This is a genomic window from Burkholderia ubonensis (genome assembly GCF_001718695.1).
In the GTDB taxonomy this organism is placed as follows: Bacteria; Pseudomonadota; Gammaproteobacteria; order Burkholderiales; family Burkholderiaceae; genus Burkholderia; species Burkholderia ubonensis_B.
On record NZ_CP013422.1, the window covers coordinates 1,709,229 to 1,726,023 of the forward strand.

Sequence of the window (16,795 nt, forward strand, 5' to 3'; positions counted from 1 at the left end):
CAGGAGCACTCATGTTCGATACGAAGGTGGCATTGATCGTGCGCGACGATCTCGCGGCGTGGCAGAAACTCAACGTGGTCGCGTTTCTCGCGACGGGTGTCGCGGCCGGTGCACCCGATGCGCTCGGCGAGCCATACGAGGATGCGGCCGGCAATCGCTACGGCCGCATGCTCGGCCAGCCGATGCTGGTGTTCGCGGCCGATCTGAACGGGCTGCAGGCCGCGCATCGGCAGGCGCTGTCGCGCGAGCTGAGGATCGTGCCGTACGTGCGCGCGATGTTCTCGACCGGGCACGACGCGGCCAACCGCGACGCGTTTCGCGCCGAGGATGCCGCCAATCTGGATCTGGTCGGCCTCGCGCTGCACGGGCCGAAGAAGGCCGTCGACAAGGCCGTGAAGGGGCTCTCGCTGCACGCATGAAGGTGTCCGTGCGGCGCGGCGCGCGAGCCGGTCAGCGATGCACGAGCACGTTGACGAGCTTGCCGAACGGATCGCGAACGAAGAACCGCCGAACACCCCACGGCTCGTCGGCCGGGCCGTATTCGACCGGAATGCCTGCCGCACGAACGCGCGCAAGCGCCTCGTCGAGATCATCGACCTCGATCGACAAGTCGGGCGTCGGCGTGCCCGCCCCGCCCTGCGACGCAAAGCTGATCTGCACGCTCATCTGCTCGGCATTGCCGTACGTCGCGATCCAGCCGTGGTCCATCAGCAGGTCGAGGCCGAATATCCGCTGGTAGAAACGCCTTGCGTCGTCGATCGACTGCGTGTCGATATTGGCGACGATCCGTTTGACCTTCATCGGTTTCCTCCTCGGTACGTGTGAACGAGCGGCAGCGGCACCGCGCGCCGCAAGCCGCCGGCCCGTTGCAGGCCGGCGGCGCGCGGTGCACTCAGCCGCCCAGATAAGCCTGCTTGATCCGGTCGTTCGCGAGCAGGTTCGCGCCGGTATCCGCGAGCACGACCCGCCCCGTCTCCAGCACGTACCCGCGATCGGCAACGTGCAGCGCCTTGTTCGCGTTCTGCTCGACGAGGAACACCGTCACGCCCTCGTCGCGGATCATCCGGATGATGTCGAAGATCTGCGCGATCACGAGCGGCGCGAGGCCGAGCGTCGGCTCGTCGAGCAGCAGCAGGCGCGGCTTGCTCATCAGCGCGCGGCCGATCGCGAGCATCTGCTGCTCGCCGCCCGACATCGTGCCCGCGCGCTGCGACGAACGCTCCTTCAGGCGCGGAAAGAGGCGGTACACGTGCTCGACGCCCGCGTCGATCTCGTCGCGGCTCGCGAAGAACCCGCCCATCTTCAGGTTCTCGAGCACCGTGAGGCTCGGGAACACGCGCCGCCCTTCCGGCGAGATCGCCATCCCCTGCCGCATGATCTGGTGCGTCGACATCCCGGTGATGTCCTTGCCCTCGAACAGCACGCGGCCCGACGACGCGCGCGGCGTGCCGCACACGGTCATCATCAGCGTCGTCTTGCCGGCGCCGTTGCTGCCGATCAGCGTGACGATCTCGCCCTTGTTCACTTCGATCGACACGCCCGCGAGCGCCTCGACCGCGCCGTAGTGCGTATGGACCTGTTCCAGCTTCAGCATCACTCTTCCCCCAGATACGCCTTGATCACGCGCGGATCATTGCGGACCGCCTCCGGCGTGCCGATCACGATCGGCCGGCCGTGCTCCATCACGAGAATGCGGTCCGACACGCCCATCACGAGGCTCATGTCGTGCTCGATCAGCAGCACCGCGACGCCGAACTCGCGGCGCAGCCGGTCGATCAGGTGCTGCAGCTCGATCTTCTCCTGCGGGTTGAGGCCGGCCGCCGGCTCGTCGAGCATCAAGAGGCGCGGCTCGGTGATCATGCAGCGCGCGATCTCGAGCCGGCGCTGGTGGCCGTACGACAGCGTGCCCGCCGGCCGGTTGGCGACCGACGTCAGGTTCATCCGCTCGAGCCACACGGCCGCACGTTCGAGCGCTTCCTTCTCCGCGCGCCGGTAGGCCGGCGTCGCGAACAGGCCGTGCAGCAGGCCCGACTTCACCTTGCGGTGCTGCGCGACGAGCAGGTTCTCGACGACCGTCAGCGACTTGAACAGGCGGATGTTCTGGAACGTCCGCACGAGGCCTTTCACCGCGATCTGGTGGCTCGCGAGCCCGGCAATCGGATGACCGTCGAGCACGACGTTGCCCCCGGTCGGCTTGTAGAACCCGCCGACGCAGTTGAACACGGTGGTCTTGCCCGCACCGTTCGGCCCGATGATCGCGAACACCTCGTCGCGGCGCACGTCGAAATCGATGCCGTCGACGGCGAGCAGCCCGCCGAAGCGCATCTGCAGCCCGGCGACCTTCAACAGTTCTGCATTCATTGCGGCAGCTCCACGTGCGGACGGCTCGCGGGCAACAGGCCCTGCGGACGCCACATCATCATCAACACCATCACCAGGCCGAAGATCAGCATCCGGTACTCGGCAAAGCCGCGCGCGACTTCCGGCAGCACGGTCAGCAGGATCGCCGCGAGGATCACGCCGAGCTGCGAGCCCATCCCTCCGAGCACGACGATCGCGAGGATCAGCGCCGACTCGATGAAGGTGAACGATTCCGGGTTCACGAGGCCCTGGCGCGCCGCGAAGAACGCGCCGCCGATGCCCGCGAACGCCGCGCCGAGCGTGAATGCCGACAGCTTGATGCGCGTCGGGTTCAGGCCCAGCGAACGGCACGCGATCTCGTCGTCGCGCAGCGCTTCCCACGCGCGGCCCATCGGCATGCGGATCAGGCGGCTCGTCACGAACAGCGTGAAGCCGACCAGCAGCAGCGCGAGCAGGTACAGGAAGATCACCATGTGCTCGCCGCTGTACTCGAGGCCGATCAGCTCGTGGAAGGTCTTCGCGCCTTCGACGCTCGCGCTGCGCGCCATCTCGAAGCCGAACACGGTCGGCTTCGGAATGCCGGAGATGCCGTCCGGGCCGCCGGTGAGGCTCGTCAGGTTGTTCGCGAGCAGGCGGATGATCTCGCCGAAGCCGAGCGTGACGATCGCGAGATAGTCGCCGCGCAGCCGCAGCACCGGGAAGCCGAGCAGGAAGCCGAACGTCGCCGACGCGATCGCGGCGAGCGGCAGGCACTCCCAGAACGTGAGCCCGAAGTACTGGTTGAGCATCGCGTACGTATAGCCGCCGACCGCGTAGAAGCCGACGTAGCCGAGGTCGAGCAGGCCCGCGAAGCCGACCACGATGTTCAGCCCGAGGCCGAGGATCACGTAGATCAGCGCGAGCGTCGCGACGTCGACCGCGCCGCGCGACCCGAAGAACGGCCACACGAGCCCGACCGCGAGCAGCGCCCAGACGATCGCGCGCTGCTGCCGCGCGCCCATCGCGGGCAGCGCCGGCAGCGTCACCGCGGCTTTCGCGCGCGTGAGCCACGGCTTGAACAGCTGGAACAGGAACACGGCCGCGACCGCGATCCACACGGGGCGCCAGTGCGGCTCGAGCACGACCTGGTAGCCGTCGAGCTTCAGTTGCAGGCCGAGCACGGGCACCGTGAGGATCGCCGTCAGCAGCGCAGCGGCCGCGGCGTTCTTCAGCGTGTCGCCGAACGATGCGCCGGCAGCCGGCCGGCGGACGGAAATGACTTGACTCATCTGCGCCTCCCTCAAACCTTTTCGATGTCCGACTTGCCGAGCAGGCCGGTCGGGCGGAAGAGCAGGATCAGCACGAGCAGGCCGAACGCGACGACGTCCTTGTACTCGGCCGGCATGTAGCCCGCCGCGAAGGTTTCGGCGAGGCCGAGCAGCACGCCGCCGAGCATCGCGCCCGGAATGCTGCCGATGCCGCCGAGCACCGCGGCGGTGAACGCCTTGATGCCCGCGACGAAGCCGATGTACGGGTTCAGCTTGCCGATCGTCAGGCCGATCAGCACGCCGCCGACGGCTGCGAGCATCGCGCCGAGCACGAACGTGAACGAGATCACGCGGTTCGTGTCGATGCCGAGCAGGTTCGCCATCTTCATGTCCTCGGCGCACGCGCGGCATGCACGGCCCATCCGCGAGTGCGAGATGAACAGCGTGAGCGCGATCATCAGCGCGATCGTCACGCAGACGATCAAGAGGCGCGCATACGGCACCGTGACGTCGAAGTCGCCGCCGAGATGGATGTCGAACGCGCCGGAGATCAGCACGGGCACGGACACGTCGCGCGCGCCCTGGCCGATCTGCACGTAGTTCTGCAGAAAGATCGACATGCCGATCGCGGAGATCAGCGGCACGAGGCGCGGGCCGCCGCGCAGCGGCCGGTACGCGACGCGCTCGACCGCGAAGCCGTACAGCCCGGTGACGAGCACCGACACGATCAGCGCCGCGCCGAGCACGAGCGGCAGCGGATAGCCGGCGGACACGCCGATCGCCGTGAGGGTCACGAGGCCCACGTACGCGCCGATCATGTAGATCTCGCCGTGGGCGAAGTTGATCATGCCGATGATGCCGTAGACCATCGAGTAGCCGATGGCGATCAGCGCATAGATCGCGCCCAGCGTCAGGCCGTTGACCAGCTGCTGGGCGAATTGCGGAAAGAAATCAGTCATGTGCGGGAAGCTCCCGGTAGCGCCGCGCCGGGCGCCGCCGCCGGATCTCGGCGGGGCTGCGGGCAACGCACGGTGTCGTCACGAGCCGCCCGATGGCCGTTCGCGCGGCCAAATACGCACCCGCCCCGCGCGGGTTTCGAGCGGGGCGGGTGCGCGGGCGGGTACTCCGTTTAGTTGGCGGCGACCACCGTCTTGGTCGCGTCCTTGTGCCACGTGTAGACGACGAACTTGAACGCCTTCAGGTCACCCTGCGCGTCGTACGCGACCTTGCCGATCGGCGTGTCGAACGTCGTCTTGTGCAGGTACGCGGCGACCTTCGTCGGGTCGGTCGACTTCGCTCCGGCGATCCCGTCGGCGATGATCTTCACCGCTGCGTATGCCGGCATCTGGAACGGGCCGTTCGCGTCGCGCTTCTTGTCGGCGAACGCCTTCACGAGCGATGCGTTGGCCGGGTCGGCCGTGAAATCGGCCGGCAGCGTGACGAGCATGCCTTCCGACGACGGGCCGGCGATCGCCGTCACGTCCTTGTTGCCGACGCCCTCAGGCCCCATGAAGGTGGCCTTCACGCCCTGCTCGCGCGCCTGGCGCATCAGCAGGCCCATTTCCGGGTGGTAGCCGCCGAAGTAGACGAAATCGACGCCTTGCGACTTCAGCTTCGTGATGATCGCCGAGTAGTCCGAATCGCCGGCGTTGATGCCTTCGAACAGCACGACCGGGATCTTCGCGGCTTCGAGGTCCTTCTTCACCGACGATGCGATGCCCTGGCCGTACGACTGCTTGTCGTGCAGCACCGCGACCTTCTTCGGCTTCACTTGCGTGATGATGTACTTCGCCGCCGCCGGGCCTTGCTGGTCGTCGCGGCCGATCGTGCGGAAGATGAAGTGGCGCTTCTTGCCTTCGGTCAGCTGCGGCGCGGTGGCCGACGGCGTGACCATCACGATGCCTTCGTTCTCGTAGATGTCGGACGCGGGAATCGTCGAACCCGAGCACACGTGGCCGATCACGTACTTGATCTTCTGGCTGACGATCTTGTTCGCGACCGCGACGGCCTGCTTCGGCTCGCACGCGTCGTCCATCATCACCACTTCGAACTTGTTGCCGCCCGCGCCGCCCGCCGCGTTGATCTGCTCGATCGCGGTCAGTGCGCCGGCCTTCACCATGTCGCCGTACTGGGCGACCGAGCCGCTCATCGGCCCGGCGATGGCGATCTTCACGGTTTCCGCTTGCGCGGCGGCGGCACCGGCGGCGAACAGCACGGCGGCGACGGAGATGGACGTAAGACGGGACAGCGTCATCAGGAGCTCCTCGATGTTGTTAGTCATACGGGCAAAGGCGGCATGACTTGCGCAATCGAACAGCACCCGGGGCGAGGACATGGGACACGCCCGAGACACATGAAGACGGACCTGCGGTGGAATGATGCGTAGCGGGGCCCGGCTCTTGCAGTCCCCAAGGGGACGTCTGGTTCGGAAAGACATCGTGATGCGTCTTGCATTGCGCAAGCGTTTCGCCTGCCCCGCTTGCCAAAGCGCTCGCCGGATGGATGGTCCGACAGCCGTTGGCAAGGCAGCCGAAATTATATGGGCGTTTTTGAAACGTCTGTCAAAAATGCGGCTCCTATGAGGGAAAACACGGAGAAACCTCGGGCGGCGGCGGTGGCGATCTGGGAGCAACTGGGTGACGGTCGTGAGGTTGGTGGCCGGTGCAATCGGGTTGCGATTTTGAAGCTCTCTGCACGATGAAGCCTTGCTGGACAACGCGTTCGGCGAGATCGGGAGGCATGACGCGTGATTCGGAAGTCGTGCACGGCTGTATGCCGCGGCAGGTATTCAACAGAGGATTCGGGCGAACGCACCGGCGTGGGGCGCGAGCGGATCGCGCGATTTCCTTCTTTATGCTGACGATTTCATGCGCCGCGAAAGCATATTGTTATATCTGTGAAATAATTCGAACTCGCAACCGCAATCCAGCCAGCCCTCCTGCACGTCGTTTGACGCGCCCCTGTCGCGCCCCCTGTCGCACCGCAGCCAGCCAGTGATCTGCCGTTTTTCTCGTTGCATGTCACCTGCCGGAGGGCCCGATGCATCATCCTCTTCGTTTTTCTTCCGCCGCCACCATTGCGTGCGCGCTTTCGCTCGGTGCTGCCGACGCTTCGAGTCGCGATTCGCTGATCGACGGTTCGGGCAATACCAATCTGTTTCATTCGGAACGTCGCGCCGCAGCCCGGAACGACGTCCGCCCGGTTCGCGCGAAACGACGCGAGAAGGAAGCGGTGCCGCTCAAGCGCAGCCCGTTCGATACGCGCGATACGCGTGCATTGCGTGTGTCGGGGGACAAGCTCGAGCCGCAGCCTTCGACGGGCGGCGGCCTCGGTCGCGTGCTGTCGGAGATCGAACAGCGCGAGCAGCGCCGGAACGAACATCTGTGGGCCGACGAGCAGCGGCCCGTCGATGTACCGCACTACTCCATCGGCGCGCCGAATCCATTCCTCTACGTGCCCGACGCGTCGAACCGGTTCAATTCGGCTGTGCTGCCACCGCCGCCGCGTGCGTTGTTCTACGACAACGGTGCGCGCTCGCGTTGCGTGGTTACGCGCGGCGCGGGGACGTCGCGGTCGGTTTGCAATATCGGGAGGTGATGGGGGGCTGTGGTGGGGTAGCAGTTGCCGTCAGGCATCCTGTGCCACCGTCGCCCGGCAGATCAGAACTGCCAATCCTGCTGGTGCATGAACTCCTCGAGATCGATACACGGAATCTCGAAATGGGCGCATACGTTGGGAATCTTCGCGGCGTGCGGCTTCGGCACCAAGCCGGCGCCCGCACGCTGCCACCCCTCTTCGGTCACGACCGTTCCCCGGCGCACCCTGGCGCACGCTATGACGAACGGATCGGCGACCGGCGTGCCCTTGAGACGTTGCTGCTGCCCGATCAATGCCTGAAAGTGCTTGATGCGCAAAATCGCTGCGACGAATCGGAGTTCGTCCACGGTCGGCGTCGTGAATACGGATCGGTTGCCTTTCACCCACGCCGACACATCAGCGCTCACGGCCTGTCGTTCGATTTCGTTCAACACTTCTCTCGTCGAAATCAAGCGCCGCTGGCTTACGAGTTTCTCGATACCATCCCAGATACTGCGGAACACGCGCGGATAGAAATGCTGCAATGATCGAATGGAGCTGGTATCGAAGACATAGATCATGCACCGGCCCCATGAAGAACATGCTCTTCAAATCCGGCGAAGCTTTTCGGCTTGATACCGAGAAAATCCGCCGCCTGCTCGAGCGTGATCTGGTGCCGGTAGTGGCGACCGACGACTTCCCGCGCGAATCGATCGCTCAGATATGCACCCTGGTTCGCATAGTAGCTACCGCCGGCCGTATCTCTGCGCTGCGCCGACCACATCGCAGCCTTGCTCCTGTAGAAAGCCGGACTGACTCGTCCCTGATCCAGCAAGCGCCGCAGCACGGCCTCGCGGCTCACGCCGAAATAGCCGGCCAGTTCGGCAAACGCTTCCTCGGACACAGACTCGACATTGGCAGGAAGCGTTGCCGCAAGACGGTCGAATACGGCGTGCGGAATCAGTATCTCCGCCGCGATGGCATTGCAGAATCGCTCGATTTTCCTTTCGGCTTGGGGAAGCGCATCGATATAACCGGAATCGAGCTTGCTCAGGCCATTCATGTTCAGGAGCAAGTGCGCCAATTCATGCATGAGGCTGAATATTTGACGCGTCTTGGTCGTACTGTTGTTCAGATAGATGATCGGAAATGCGTCGTCCATCAAGCAAAAGCCCGAGATTTCACGCTGCCTGAATGCCGACTTGAAAACAAAAATACCCGCTTCCTCAACGGCCTTGCGCCATTGCTTGAGAGCGAGTTCATCATTGCGCCACGACGCTTGTTCATCTAGCGTGATACCGAGCGCATCGCGAACCCTGGCGGCCTGCCTGGATACGGGCTCCGATAGTGACAGCGACGACGACTTCCAGATCATCCGGGCTGCCGGGTTGCGCCCGCCGAACACCTCCCCGAGCGAGAGCTGAAATGCCTGAGCCTGCCGGATCTGCAGATACGTGTCGCGTGCAAGCGATCGCATGTCGGCTTCCGGGAGCGTCCGAAATTCGCTCTGGGGTACTTTCTCGTCGGGCGGAGCCGGAAGAAAGAAGACGGCGAGCGGCCTCTTGAAAACTTGATACGCGAGCTTCTCGAGTTGAGCGTAGGTCGGCGCCCCGGCGCCGGCCTCCCAGTCGGCAACCTCGGCAGCGGGGACGCGCAGCATGATCGCCACCTCGTCGAGCGACAGTCCGACCGTCTCTCTTGCCCAGCGCAACACCTCGGCCTGCACGCCTTCAACGGGTTCTCGTTTCATCCCAGTTTCTCTATCGATTCAAAAGGGCCACCATCCACCATCGGCACATGATAGATAGATGCGTCACTCGCCACGCACATGCTACGCAATTCGCTCCGGGCGCGCGCCGCAACATCGCCCTCACCAGTACGTCGAATTCATTCTAATTCATGGGGTTACCGCGCCGACGCAAGATCGCAACCGCCTGATTCCGGCCGATCCTTTGCTCGAGAGCTGCGCAGGAAATGTCGCCGATCTTGACGACGCGCCCGGCAGACCACATCCAGGCTTTGCGAAGCGAACGGCAGAGCGGGTATGCTAACGAGCAGCCACATGCCGATGCGTTATCCGGCATCCGGCCTCGTCCGCCAAGTTGGCCGATCAGCGACTTCAACCGCCACCACCACTACCGAATGGATTTCGACGTCATCGTTCTAGGCGCAGGCATCGTCGGCGTCTCCGCCGCGCTGCACCTGCAGGATCGCGGCCGCAAGGTCGCACTCGTCGACCGCGGCGCGCCGGGCGAAGGCACGAGCTTCGGCAACGCGGGGCTGATCGAGCGCTCGTCCGTCGAGCCCTACCCGTTCCCGCGCAGCCCGTTCACGCTGCTGCGCTACGCGTTGAACCGCTCGACCGACCTCTACTGGCACGGCGCGTCGCTGCCCGCGTTCGCGCCATGGCTCGCGCGCTTCTGGTGGGAATCCGCGCCGCACCGCCACGCGGCGGCCGCGCGCGACATGCTGCCGCTGATCGAGCGCTGCATCGTCGAGCACGACGCATTGATCGCGCGCGCGGGCGCCCACGCGCTGGTGCGCGCGAGCGGCTGGCTCGAAGCATTCCGCTCGCCCGCCGCCCTCCAGCGCGGCATCGCCGAAGCGCAGCTCACCGCGCGCCGCCACGGGCTCGCCGTGACGCCGCTCGACGCGGCGGCGCTGCTCGCACAGGAACCGAGCCTCGCGCCGGGCTTCTGCGGCGCGCTGCACTGGCTCGACCCGAAAAGCGTCGCCGATCCCGCCGGCCTCGTCAAAGCATATGCACAACTCTTCGAGCAAAGCGGCGGCACGCTGCTGCACGGCGACGCCACGAGCCTCGACGCGCTGTCGCCCGGCTGGCAGGTCATGACCGACCAGGGCAAGATCGCCGCGCCGGCGGTCGTCGTCGCGCTCGGCCCGTGGTCGGACACCGTGTTCGGGAAATTCGGCTATCGGATTCCGCTGCGCGAGAAGCGCGGCTATCACATGCACTACGCGCCATCGGCGCGCGGCGTGCCGTCCGCGCCGATCGTCGATCGCGAATACGGCTACGTGATCGCGCCGATGCAGCGCGGGCTGCGCCTGACGACCGGCGTCGAGATCGCGCGCCGCCACTTGCCGCCGACCGGCGTGCAGCTCGACCGCGCGGAACGGCTCGCGCGCCCGCTGTTCGGCTTCGGCGAGCGGCTCGATCCGCAGCCGTGGCTCGGCTTCCGGCCGTGCACGCCGGACATGCGGCCGGTGATCGGCCCCGCCCCCGCGCATCGCGGGCTGTGGTTCGCGTTCGGCCACAACCATCACGGGCTGACGCTCGGCCCCGTCACGGGCCGCCTGCTCGCGGAAATGATGACCGGCGAGACGCCCTTCACCGACCCGTCGCCGTATCGCGCCGACCGCTTCTGACGCCGGCGGCCTGCGCTCAGTCGAGCGCGCGGCCGAAGATCTCGATCACTTCGTCCAGATGCTCGGCCATCGCGCGCCGCGCGGCGTCCGCGTCGCGCGCGCGAATCGCATCGAGAATCGCGCGGTGCTCGCGCTCCGAACGGCGCGGCATGTCGCTCGGCATGTAGAGCGACTGCAGCCGCTGGAACATCGGATCGTACTTGTGCGCGAGCAGTTGCTTGATCATCAGCGCATAGGCCGGGTTGTCGCTCGCTTCGGCGATCCGGATATGGAACAGGCGGTCGCCGGGATGCGTGCGCGAGCCGCTGCGGTTGTCTTCCTCGTTGCGCAGGAAGGCCTCGTGGATGCCGGCGATCTGCGCGTCCGACCCGTGCGTCGCGGCCAGCGCCGCAGCCTCCGGCTCGATCAGCCGGCGCGCCTGCAGCAACGCGAACGGCGGGATTTCCGTATCGAGATCGAGCGCGATGCCGAGCTCGGGGTCGATCTCGATCACCGCGAGCGCGCCGGGCGGTGCGCTCCGTTCGGACGCCGGCACGGCCGCTTCGGGATGGCGGACCTTCACGCCGTCGCCGACGCGCACGCTGACGAGCCCGCTCACCTCGAGCGCGATCAGCGCCTCGCGCACCGACGTGCGCGACACGCCGAACTGCTCGGCCAGCTCGCGCTCGGGCGGCAGATAGCTGCCCGGCGGAAAATCGCCGGACGCGATCATCGCGCTCAGCCGGTCGGCGATCTGCTGGTAAAGGCGGCGGTTCTGAATCGGCTGGATGGACATACGCTGAAGCGGGTCGTCGGTTTGGGTGGCGCGGCGGGGACACATTCCCGGGCCGCAAACGCTATCGTAATTCTGTAATTCTATATGCCGGCATCGAGGCCGCGCGTCACGCCGCCACCCCGTAGCAACGCGCCGCCGTGCCGCCCCACACCGCGCGCTGCTCATCCTCCGACAAGCGCGTCGCCGCCCATCGCTCGATCAGCGCGACGACCTGGTCATACGAAGCCGCCAGCAGGCACACGGGCCAATCGGAACCGAACATCAGGCGCTGCGGACCGAAGACCTCCAGCGCGGCATCGAGGCAACGCTCGATGTGGCCGAAGTCCCGCGGCCGCAGCCCGTGCGCCCAGTCCGCTTCCGTCACGAGCCCGGACAGCTTGCACGCGACGTGCGGCAGCGCGCCCAGCGCGCGCAATGCGTCGCGCCAGCGCGGGAAGGCCGTTTCGTCGCGATCGAATTCGGCGAGCGCGGGCTTGCCGAGATGATCGAGCACGAGCCAGTGCGCATCATGGCGTGAGCAGAACGCGCGCACGTCGGACAACTGGCGCTGGAACACCAGCACGTCATACACGTAGCGCTGCGCCTGCAGCCACGCGATGCCGCGCTCGAACGCGGGCCGGGAGACGAACGCGGCAACGTCGCCTTCATCCTGGACCTGATGGCGAAAACCGAGCAGCTTCTCTCGCCCCCACTCGGCCACGTGGTCCGCAAGCCGCGGGGAACCGATATCCTCCCAGCCGACGACGCCCGCGATGCGCGCGTCGCCGCGCGCGAGGCCGAGCAGGAACGCGGTCTCGTCGCGTCCGGCGCGCGCCTGCACCGCGATCGACGCAGCGAGCGCATGCGCGTGCATCTGCGGCCACAGCGCAGCGGGCAGGTAGTCGCGGGCGAGCGCGTCCATGCCCGCGCCGATCCACGGGTAGTGTTCCGCGCGGTAGCGCCAGAAGTGCTGATGGGAATCGATACGCACTGCGCTCATGGTGTCCTCGTGCTTCACCTCGCGTCGTCGCCGCGCGCAGCATCGCCGCGCGCCGCATGACGCTCAGTCGTACAGCACCGCCGTGATCTTCGGATCGTCGATGTTGGTCTTGTCGTACCAATAGAAGCCGGTATCGATGATCTTCGGCAGCTTCTCGCCCTTGGTCGCCTTCACGGCCGCCTCGACGGTCCTGTAGCCGATGCCGACCGGGTTCTGCGTGATCGCGCCGGCCATCAGCCCGCTGCGGATCGCGTCCTTCTGCTGCTTGCCGGAATCGTAGCCGACGATCACGACCTTGCGCTTCATCTCCCGCACGCCGTTGACGACGCCGATCGCCGATCCTTCGTTGGTGCCGAAGATCCCCTTGAGCTTCGGATACGCCTGCAGGATCGACTTCGTGACCTCGGTCGACTTGAGCTGGTCGCCTTCGCCGTACTGCACGGTCACGATCCGGATCTTCGGATAGGCGGACTTCATCCGCTCGACGAAGCCGTCGCGCCGATCGACGCCGGTGCGGCTCGTCTGGTCGTGCGCGACGACCGCGACCTCGCCTTCCTTGCCGATCAGCTCGGCGAGCTTGTCCGCCGCGAGCGATGCGGCGGCCTTGTTGTTGGTGGCCGCGGTGGTCACCGGAATGTCGCTGTCGACGCCGGAGTCGAACGCGACCACCGGAATCTTCTCGGCCTGCGCCTTCTTCAGCAGCGGCAGCGCGGCCTTGCTGTCGAGCGCCGCGAAGCCGAGCGCGGCCGGCTTCTTCGCGATCGCGGCCGACAGCATGTCGATCTGCTTGTCGATCATCGCCTCGGTCTCGGGGCCCTCGAACGTCACCTTCACGTGATAGTCCTTCGCCGCCTGCACCGCGCCTGATTTCACGGCCTGCCAGAACTGGTGCTGGAAGCCCTTCGAGATCAGCGGGATGTAGGCTTCCTGCGCGTGCGCGGCGGCCGTGAGGCCGACGGCGAACGTCACGCCGACGATCGCGTTCAACAGCGGGTTCCTGATCACTTCGCGTCTCCTTGTCGTATTGCGGTATCGCGCGTCGGGTCAACGGCGCCGCCGGCGCAGGATGTCGAGGTAGACGGCCAGGATGATGATCACGCCGGTCACGACCGTCTGCCATTCCTGCGCGACCGACATGATGCGCAGGCCGTTGGTCAGCACGCTCATGATGAACGCGCCGATGATGGTGCCGAGTATGCTGCCCGCGCCGCCCGACAGCGACGTGCCGCCGATCACGACCGCCGCGATCGCGTCGAGCTCGTAGCCCTGGCCGAGCGCGGGCTGCGCGGAGTTCAGGCGCGATGCGATCAAGAGGCCGGCGATCCCGCACACGGCGCCGCTGAACGTATAGACGCCGATCTTCCACGCGTCGACCTTCACGCCCGACAGCCGCAGCGCCTCCTCGTTGCTGCCGAGCGCGAACGCATAGCGGCCGAAGATCGTCTTGTTCAGCACGACCGACGCGCCGGTCGCGACCAGGAACAGGATCAGCACCGCGTTCGGGATCGGCAGCGCCGGAACCAGGCTGCCGATCAGCGAATCCTGCGCGATCGACGTGAAGCCCGGCGTGTCGTTGAAGTAGATCGGGCGCGTGCCGGATATCACCAGCGACAGCCCCTTCAGCAGCAGCATCATGCCGAGCGTCGCGATGAACGGCGGCACTTTCATCTTCGCGATCACGATGCCCGACACGCAGCCGGACAACGCGCCGAAGCCGAGCGCGGCGACGATCCCGACCGGCAGCGGCATCCCCCAATAGGTGAGCACGACGCCGGTCATCACCGCGCAGAACGTCATCAGCGTGCCGACCGACAGGTCGATGCCCGACGTGATGATCACGTAGGTGCACGCGACCGCCAGCACGCCGTTGACGGCGGTCGCCTGCAGGATCGTGACGAGGTTGTCGACTTCGAGAAAGTTCGGCGATGCGACGCTGAAGAACGCGATCAGCAGCAGCAGGCTGGCGAACGCCAGCAGCCGCTGCCGCGCGGCCGGGTTGAAGAAGCGTGCGCGCAAGCCGGACACGCCGGCCGGCGCGTCGCCGGAGGCGATCGGAGGAACGGGATGCGTATCGTTGGACATGGTCATCGGTCAGCGTCGGATTCAGGGGATGACGGTCGACTCGCGCTGCGTGGCGAGCTGCATGATCTTTTCCTGGGTGGCCTCGGCCGCGCTCAGCTCGCCGGTGACGCGGCCTTCGCACATGACGAGGATGCGGTGGCTCATGCGCAGCACTTCGGGCAGCTCGGACGAGATCATCACGATCGCCTTGCCGTCGGCCGCCAGTGCATCGAGCAGCTTGTAGATCTCGCTCTTCGCGCCGACGTCGATGCCGCGCGTCGGCTCGTCGAAGAACAGGATGTCGCAGTCGCGCAGCAGCCATTTCGCGATCACGATCTTCTGCTGGTTGCCGCCCGACAGCAGCCGCGCCGGCTGCGCGACCGACGGCGTGCGGATCGCGAGCTGCCGCACGTACGCATGCGCGGCGTCGCGCATCGCGCGCGCGTCGAGGAACACGCCGCGGCGCACGAAGCGGCGCAGGCTCGACAGCGCGATGTTGTTCTGCACGTCCATGCCGACCGCGAGCCCGAAATGCTTGCGGTCTTCCGACAGATAGCCGATGCCGTGCGCGACCGCGTCGGCCGGCGTGCGGATCGTCGCCCGCGCGCCGTGCACGCGGATCTCGCCCGCATCGACGGGATCGGCGCCGAAGATCGCGCGCGCGACCTCGGTGCGGCCCGCGCCCATCAGGCCCGCGAACCCGAGGATCTCGCCGCGCCGCAGCGTGAAGCCGACGTCGCGGATCGCGCGGCCGCGCGACAGGCCGCGCACGTCCAGCACGACGTCGTTGGCCGACGTGTCGGGCGGCGTGCGCAACTGCGCGTCGAGCTGGCGGCCGACCATCATCGCGATGATCGCGTCCATCGACGTGCCCGCCATCGGCACGGTCGCGACGTATCTGCCGTCGCGCATCACGGTCACGCGGTCGGCGATCCGGCGCAGCTCGTCCATCCGGTGCGAGATATAGACGATGCCCACGCCGTGCGCGCGCAGGTCGCGGATGATCCGGAACAGCTCGGCGATCTCCGCGTCGTTCAGCGCGGCGGTCGGCTCGTCCATGATCAGCACGCGCGAGTCGAACGACAACGCCTTCGCGATCTCCACCATCTGCTGGCGCGCGACCGTCAGCCGGCCGACCTGCGTGCGCGGGTCGAGATCGAGCCGCATCCGCGCGAAGATCGCGGCGGCGTCGCGGTTCAGCCGCTCCTCGTCGATGAACGCGCCGAACCGGCCGCGCGGCTCGCGCCCGATGAAGATGTTCTGCGCGACGCTCAGGTGGTTCATCAGGTTCAGTTCCTGATGGATGATGCCGATGCCGAGCGCCTGCGCGGCGCGCGGCTCGGCGACGTCGACCGCGCGGCCGTCCAGCAGGATCTCGCCGCCGTCCTTCTCGTAGATCCCCGCGAGGATCTTCATCAGCGTCGACTTGCCCGCGCCGTTCTCGCCCATCAGCGCGTGCACCTCGCCCGCCCGCAGGTCGAAGCGGCAGTCGTCGAGCGCCTGCACGCCGGGGAAGCGCTTGCTGATGCCGCGCAGCTCGACGAGCGGCGCGCGCGCATGCGGCGGCTGGGTGGGTTGCCGGGTCGGGTCGGGTTGCATGTCGGCGTCCTGGGTGCGGGCCACGTTCGCGCCGTTCAGCCGAGCGCGCGGTCGAGGTGCGTATAGCCGCCGTCGACGAACAGCCATTGCCCGGTCGTGTGCGACGCGCGCGCCGACAGCAGGAACACCGCCGTGTCGGCGATCTCGTCGACGGTCGTGAAGCGCCGGCCGAGCGGAATCCTGGCGGCGATCCCGGCGAGCTTCGCGTCGGGATCGTCGAACCCGGCGATCCAGTTCCGGTAGAGCGGCGTCATCACTTCGGCGGGCACCACCGCATTGACGCGCACGCCGTCGTCGCGCAGCGACGCCGCCCATTCGCGCGTCAGCGCGAGCTGCGCGCCCTTCGCCGCGCAATAGCCGCTCGTGTCGCCCTGGCCCGTGACGGCCGTCTTCGACGACACGTTGACGATCGCGCCGCGTGCCGCCTTCAGGTGCGGCACGCAGTAATGCGCCATCACGTAGTAGTGGATCAGGTTGCGTTCGAGCGACGCGACGAACGCGTCGCGCCCCGCGTCGAGGCCGACACGGTCGTTCACGCCCGCGTTGTTCACGAGGCCGTCGAGCCGGCCGAAGCGCGCAACGGCCTGCCCGACCGCGGCGCGGCACTGCGCGTCGTCCTGCAGCTCGACCGCGAAGAACGCCGCGCGCGCCTGCCGGCGCTGGAGGTCGCGCCAGAACGCGTCGTCCGGCGCGTGGCGCGCGAACACCACCGGAATCGCGCCCTCGTCGGCGAGCCGCGTCGAAATCGCGGCGCCGATGCCCGACGCGCCGCCGGTCACGATCACGACCTTGTGCTGCAGGTTCAAGTCCACG

17 protein-coding genes are annotated in these 16,795 nt (G+C 67.0%); 3 read left to right on the forward strand and 14 right to left on the reverse strand.

Annotated features, from left to right (window positions below):
- Nucleotides 1–11: 11 nt before the first annotated feature.
- On the forward strand, nucleotides 12–419 hold the full coding sequence (locus WJ35_RS27200; RefSeq protein ID WP_011880720.1) for a DUF2000 domain-containing protein: 408 nt from the start codon (nucleotides 12–14) through the stop codon (nucleotides 417–419).
- A 31-nt stretch (nucleotides 420–450) separates the two neighbouring features.
- Here the strand turns inward: WJ35_RS27200 and WJ35_RS27205 are convergent, their stop codons facing one another.
- The 6 genes from WJ35_RS27205 to WJ35_RS27230 form a co-directional block, all read right to left on the reverse strand.
- Nucleotides 451–801 carry a VOC family protein gene (locus WJ35_RS27205; RefSeq protein WP_069240425.1) on the reverse strand — a complete coding sequence of 117 codons (351 nt, stop codon included), beginning with the start codon at nucleotides 799–801 and terminating at the stop codon, nucleotides 451–453.
- Nucleotides 802–892: 91 nt separating this feature from the next.
- Nucleotides 893–1,594, reverse strand: a complete 702-nt coding sequence (locus tag WJ35_RS27210) for an ABC transporter ATP-binding protein (RefSeq protein WP_010089867.1) — start codon at nucleotides 1,592–1,594, stop codon at nucleotides 893–895.
- Nucleotides 1,594–2,361 carry a high-affinity branched-chain amino acid ABC transporter ATP-binding protein LivG gene (gene livG / locus WJ35_RS27215; protein WP_042588433.1) on the reverse strand — a complete coding sequence of 256 codons (768 nt, stop codon included), beginning with the start codon at nucleotides 2,359–2,361 and terminating at the stop codon, nucleotides 1,594–1,596. Before livG ends, WJ35_RS27210 begins: the two co-directional genes overlap by 1 nt.
- The gene (locus WJ35_RS27220) at nucleotides 2,358–3,629 is read right to left on the reverse strand and encodes a high-affinity branched-chain amino acid ABC transporter permease LivM (RefSeq protein WP_059919711.1); all 1,272 of its coding nucleotides are present in this window, start codon (nucleotides 3,627–3,629) and stop codon (nucleotides 2,358–2,360) included. Before WJ35_RS27220 ends, livG begins: the two co-directional genes overlap by 4 nt.
- 11 nt (nucleotides 3,630–3,640) lie before the next feature.
- Entirely contained in the window at nucleotides 3,641–4,567 is a 927-nt protein-coding gene (livH, locus tag WJ35_RS27225) for a high-affinity branched-chain amino acid ABC transporter permease LivH (protein ID WP_010089870.1), read from the reverse strand.
- A 170-nt stretch (nucleotides 4,568–4,737) separates the two neighbouring features.
- Complete coding sequence (locus WJ35_RS27230) at nucleotides 4,738–5,862, reverse strand: branched-chain amino acid ABC transporter substrate-binding protein (protein ID WP_069240655.1); 1,125 nt, start codon at nucleotides 5,860–5,862, stop codon at nucleotides 4,738–4,740.
- Nucleotides 5,863–6,647: 785 nt separating this feature from the next.
- Here WJ35_RS27230 and WJ35_RS27235 point away from each other — a divergent pair.
- A complete protein-coding gene (locus WJ35_RS27235; protein WP_060042505.1) occupies nucleotides 6,648–7,205 on the forward strand; it encodes a hypothetical protein in 558 nt (185 codons plus the stop codon).
- Nucleotides 7,206–7,267: 62 nt separating this feature from the next.
- Here the strand turns inward: WJ35_RS27235 and WJ35_RS27240 are convergent, their stop codons facing one another.
- Nucleotides 7,268–7,765, reverse strand: coding sequence for a PIN domain-containing protein (locus WJ35_RS27240; RefSeq protein ID WP_011880728.1), 498 nt, complete (start codon nucleotides 7,763–7,765; stop codon nucleotides 7,268–7,270).
- Nucleotides 7,762–8,934: an XRE family transcriptional regulator gene (locus tag WJ35_RS27245; RefSeq protein ID WP_011880729.1), complete on the reverse strand. Its 1,173-nt coding sequence runs from the start codon at nucleotides 8,932–8,934 to the stop codon at nucleotides 7,762–7,764. Before WJ35_RS27245 ends, WJ35_RS27240 begins: the two co-directional genes overlap by 4 nt.
- A gap of 392 nt (nucleotides 8,935–9,326) precedes the next feature.
- Here WJ35_RS27245 and WJ35_RS27250 point away from each other — a divergent pair, with 392 nt between their 5' ends.
- Nucleotides 9,327–10,568 carry an NAD(P)/FAD-dependent oxidoreductase gene (locus WJ35_RS27250; RefSeq protein WP_069240426.1) on the forward strand — a complete coding sequence of 414 codons (1,242 nt, stop codon included), beginning with the start codon at nucleotides 9,327–9,329 and terminating at the stop codon, nucleotides 10,566–10,568.
- A 16-nt stretch (nucleotides 10,569–10,584) separates the two neighbouring features.
- Here the strand turns inward: WJ35_RS27250 and WJ35_RS27255 are convergent, their stop codons facing one another.
- From WJ35_RS27255 to WJ35_RS27280, 6 genes are all read right to left on the reverse strand, one after another.
- Nucleotides 10,585–11,343 (reverse strand): FadR/GntR family transcriptional regulator, encoded by a 759-nt coding sequence (locus WJ35_RS27255; RefSeq protein WP_069240427.1) that lies wholly within the window; start codon nucleotides 11,341–11,343, stop codon nucleotides 10,585–10,587.
- Nucleotides 11,344–11,449: 106 nt separating this feature from the next.
- Complete coding sequence (locus WJ35_RS27260) at nucleotides 11,450–12,322, reverse strand: amidohydrolase family protein (RefSeq protein ID WP_069240428.1); 873 nt, start codon at nucleotides 12,320–12,322, stop codon at nucleotides 11,450–11,452.
- Nucleotides 12,323–12,385: 63 nt separating this feature from the next.
- On the reverse strand, nucleotides 12,386–13,327 hold the full coding sequence (locus tag WJ35_RS27265; RefSeq protein WP_069240429.1) for an ABC transporter substrate-binding protein: 942 nt from the start codon (nucleotides 13,325–13,327) through the stop codon (nucleotides 12,386–12,388).
- A gap of 39 nt (nucleotides 13,328–13,366) precedes the next feature.
- Complete coding sequence (locus tag WJ35_RS27270) at nucleotides 13,367–14,404, reverse strand: ABC transporter permease (RefSeq protein ID WP_060232941.1); 1,038 nt, start codon at nucleotides 14,402–14,404, stop codon at nucleotides 13,367–13,369.
- Between the two features lie 21 nt (nucleotides 14,405–14,425).
- Nucleotides 14,426–15,982 (reverse strand): sugar ABC transporter ATP-binding protein, encoded by a 1,557-nt coding sequence (locus WJ35_RS27275; protein WP_060232943.1) that lies wholly within the window; start codon nucleotides 15,980–15,982, stop codon nucleotides 14,426–14,428.
- A 35-nt stretch (nucleotides 15,983–16,017) separates the two neighbouring features.
- Nucleotides 16,018–16,794 (reverse strand): SDR family oxidoreductase, encoded by a 777-nt coding sequence (locus tag WJ35_RS27280; RefSeq protein ID WP_060232909.1) that lies wholly within the window; start codon nucleotides 16,792–16,794, stop codon nucleotides 16,018–16,020.
- Between the last annotated feature and the right edge of the window lies 1 nt (nucleotide 16,795).

Coding starts and splice junctions, on each gene's coding strand:
- WJ35_RS27255 (WP_069240427.1), bottom strand. CDS start 11,343: ATGTCCATCCAGCCGATTCAGAACCGCCGCCTTTACCAGCAGATCGCC.
- WJ35_RS27205 (WP_069240425.1), bottom strand. CDS start 801: ATGAAGGTCAAACGGATCGTCGCCAATATCGACACGCAGTCGATCGAC.
- WJ35_RS27245 (WP_011880729.1), bottom strand. CDS start 8,934: ATGAAACGAGAACCCGTTGAAGGCGTGCAGGCCGAGGTGTTGCGCTGG.
- WJ35_RS27240 (WP_011880728.1), bottom strand. CDS start 7,765: ATGATCTATGTCTTCGATACCAGCTCCATTCGATCATTGCAGCATTTC.
- WJ35_RS27235 (WP_060042505.1), top strand. CDS start 6,648: ATGCATCATCCTCTTCGTTTTTCTTCCGCCGCCACCATTGCGTGCGCG.
- livH (WP_010089870.1), bottom strand. CDS start 4,567: ATGACTGATTTCTTTCCGCAATTCGCCCAGCAGCTGGTCAACGGCCTG.
- WJ35_RS27210 (WP_010089867.1), bottom strand. CDS start 1,594: ATGCTGAAGCTGGAACAGGTCCATACGCACTACGGCGCGGTCGAGGCG.
- livG (WP_042588433.1), bottom strand. CDS start 2,361: ATGAATGCAGAACTGTTGAAGGTCGCCGGGCTGCAGATGCGCTTCGGC.
- WJ35_RS27250 (WP_069240426.1), top strand. CDS start 9,327: ATGGATTTCGACGTCATCGTTCTAGGCGCAGGCATCGTCGGCGTCTCC.
- WJ35_RS27260 (WP_069240428.1), bottom strand. CDS start 12,322: ATGAGCGCAGTGCGTATCGATTCCCATCAGCACTTCTGGCGCTACCGC.
- WJ35_RS27270 (WP_060232941.1), bottom strand. CDS start 14,404: ATGTCCAACGATACGCATCCCGTTCCTCCGATCGCCTCCGGCGACGCG.
- WJ35_RS27275 (WP_060232943.1), bottom strand. CDS start 15,982: ATGCAACCCGACCCGACCCGGCAACCCACCCAGCCGCCGCATGCGCGC.
- WJ35_RS27230 (WP_069240655.1), bottom strand. CDS start 5,862: ATGACGCTGTCCCGTCTTACGTCCATCTCCGTCGCCGCCGTGCTGTTC.
- WJ35_RS27220 (WP_059919711.1), bottom strand. CDS start 3,629: ATGAGTCAAGTCATTTCCGTCCGCCGGCCGGCTGCCGGCGCATCGTTC.
- WJ35_RS27200 (WP_011880720.1), top strand. CDS start 12: ATGTTCGATACGAAGGTGGCATTGATCGTGCGCGACGATCTCGCGGCG.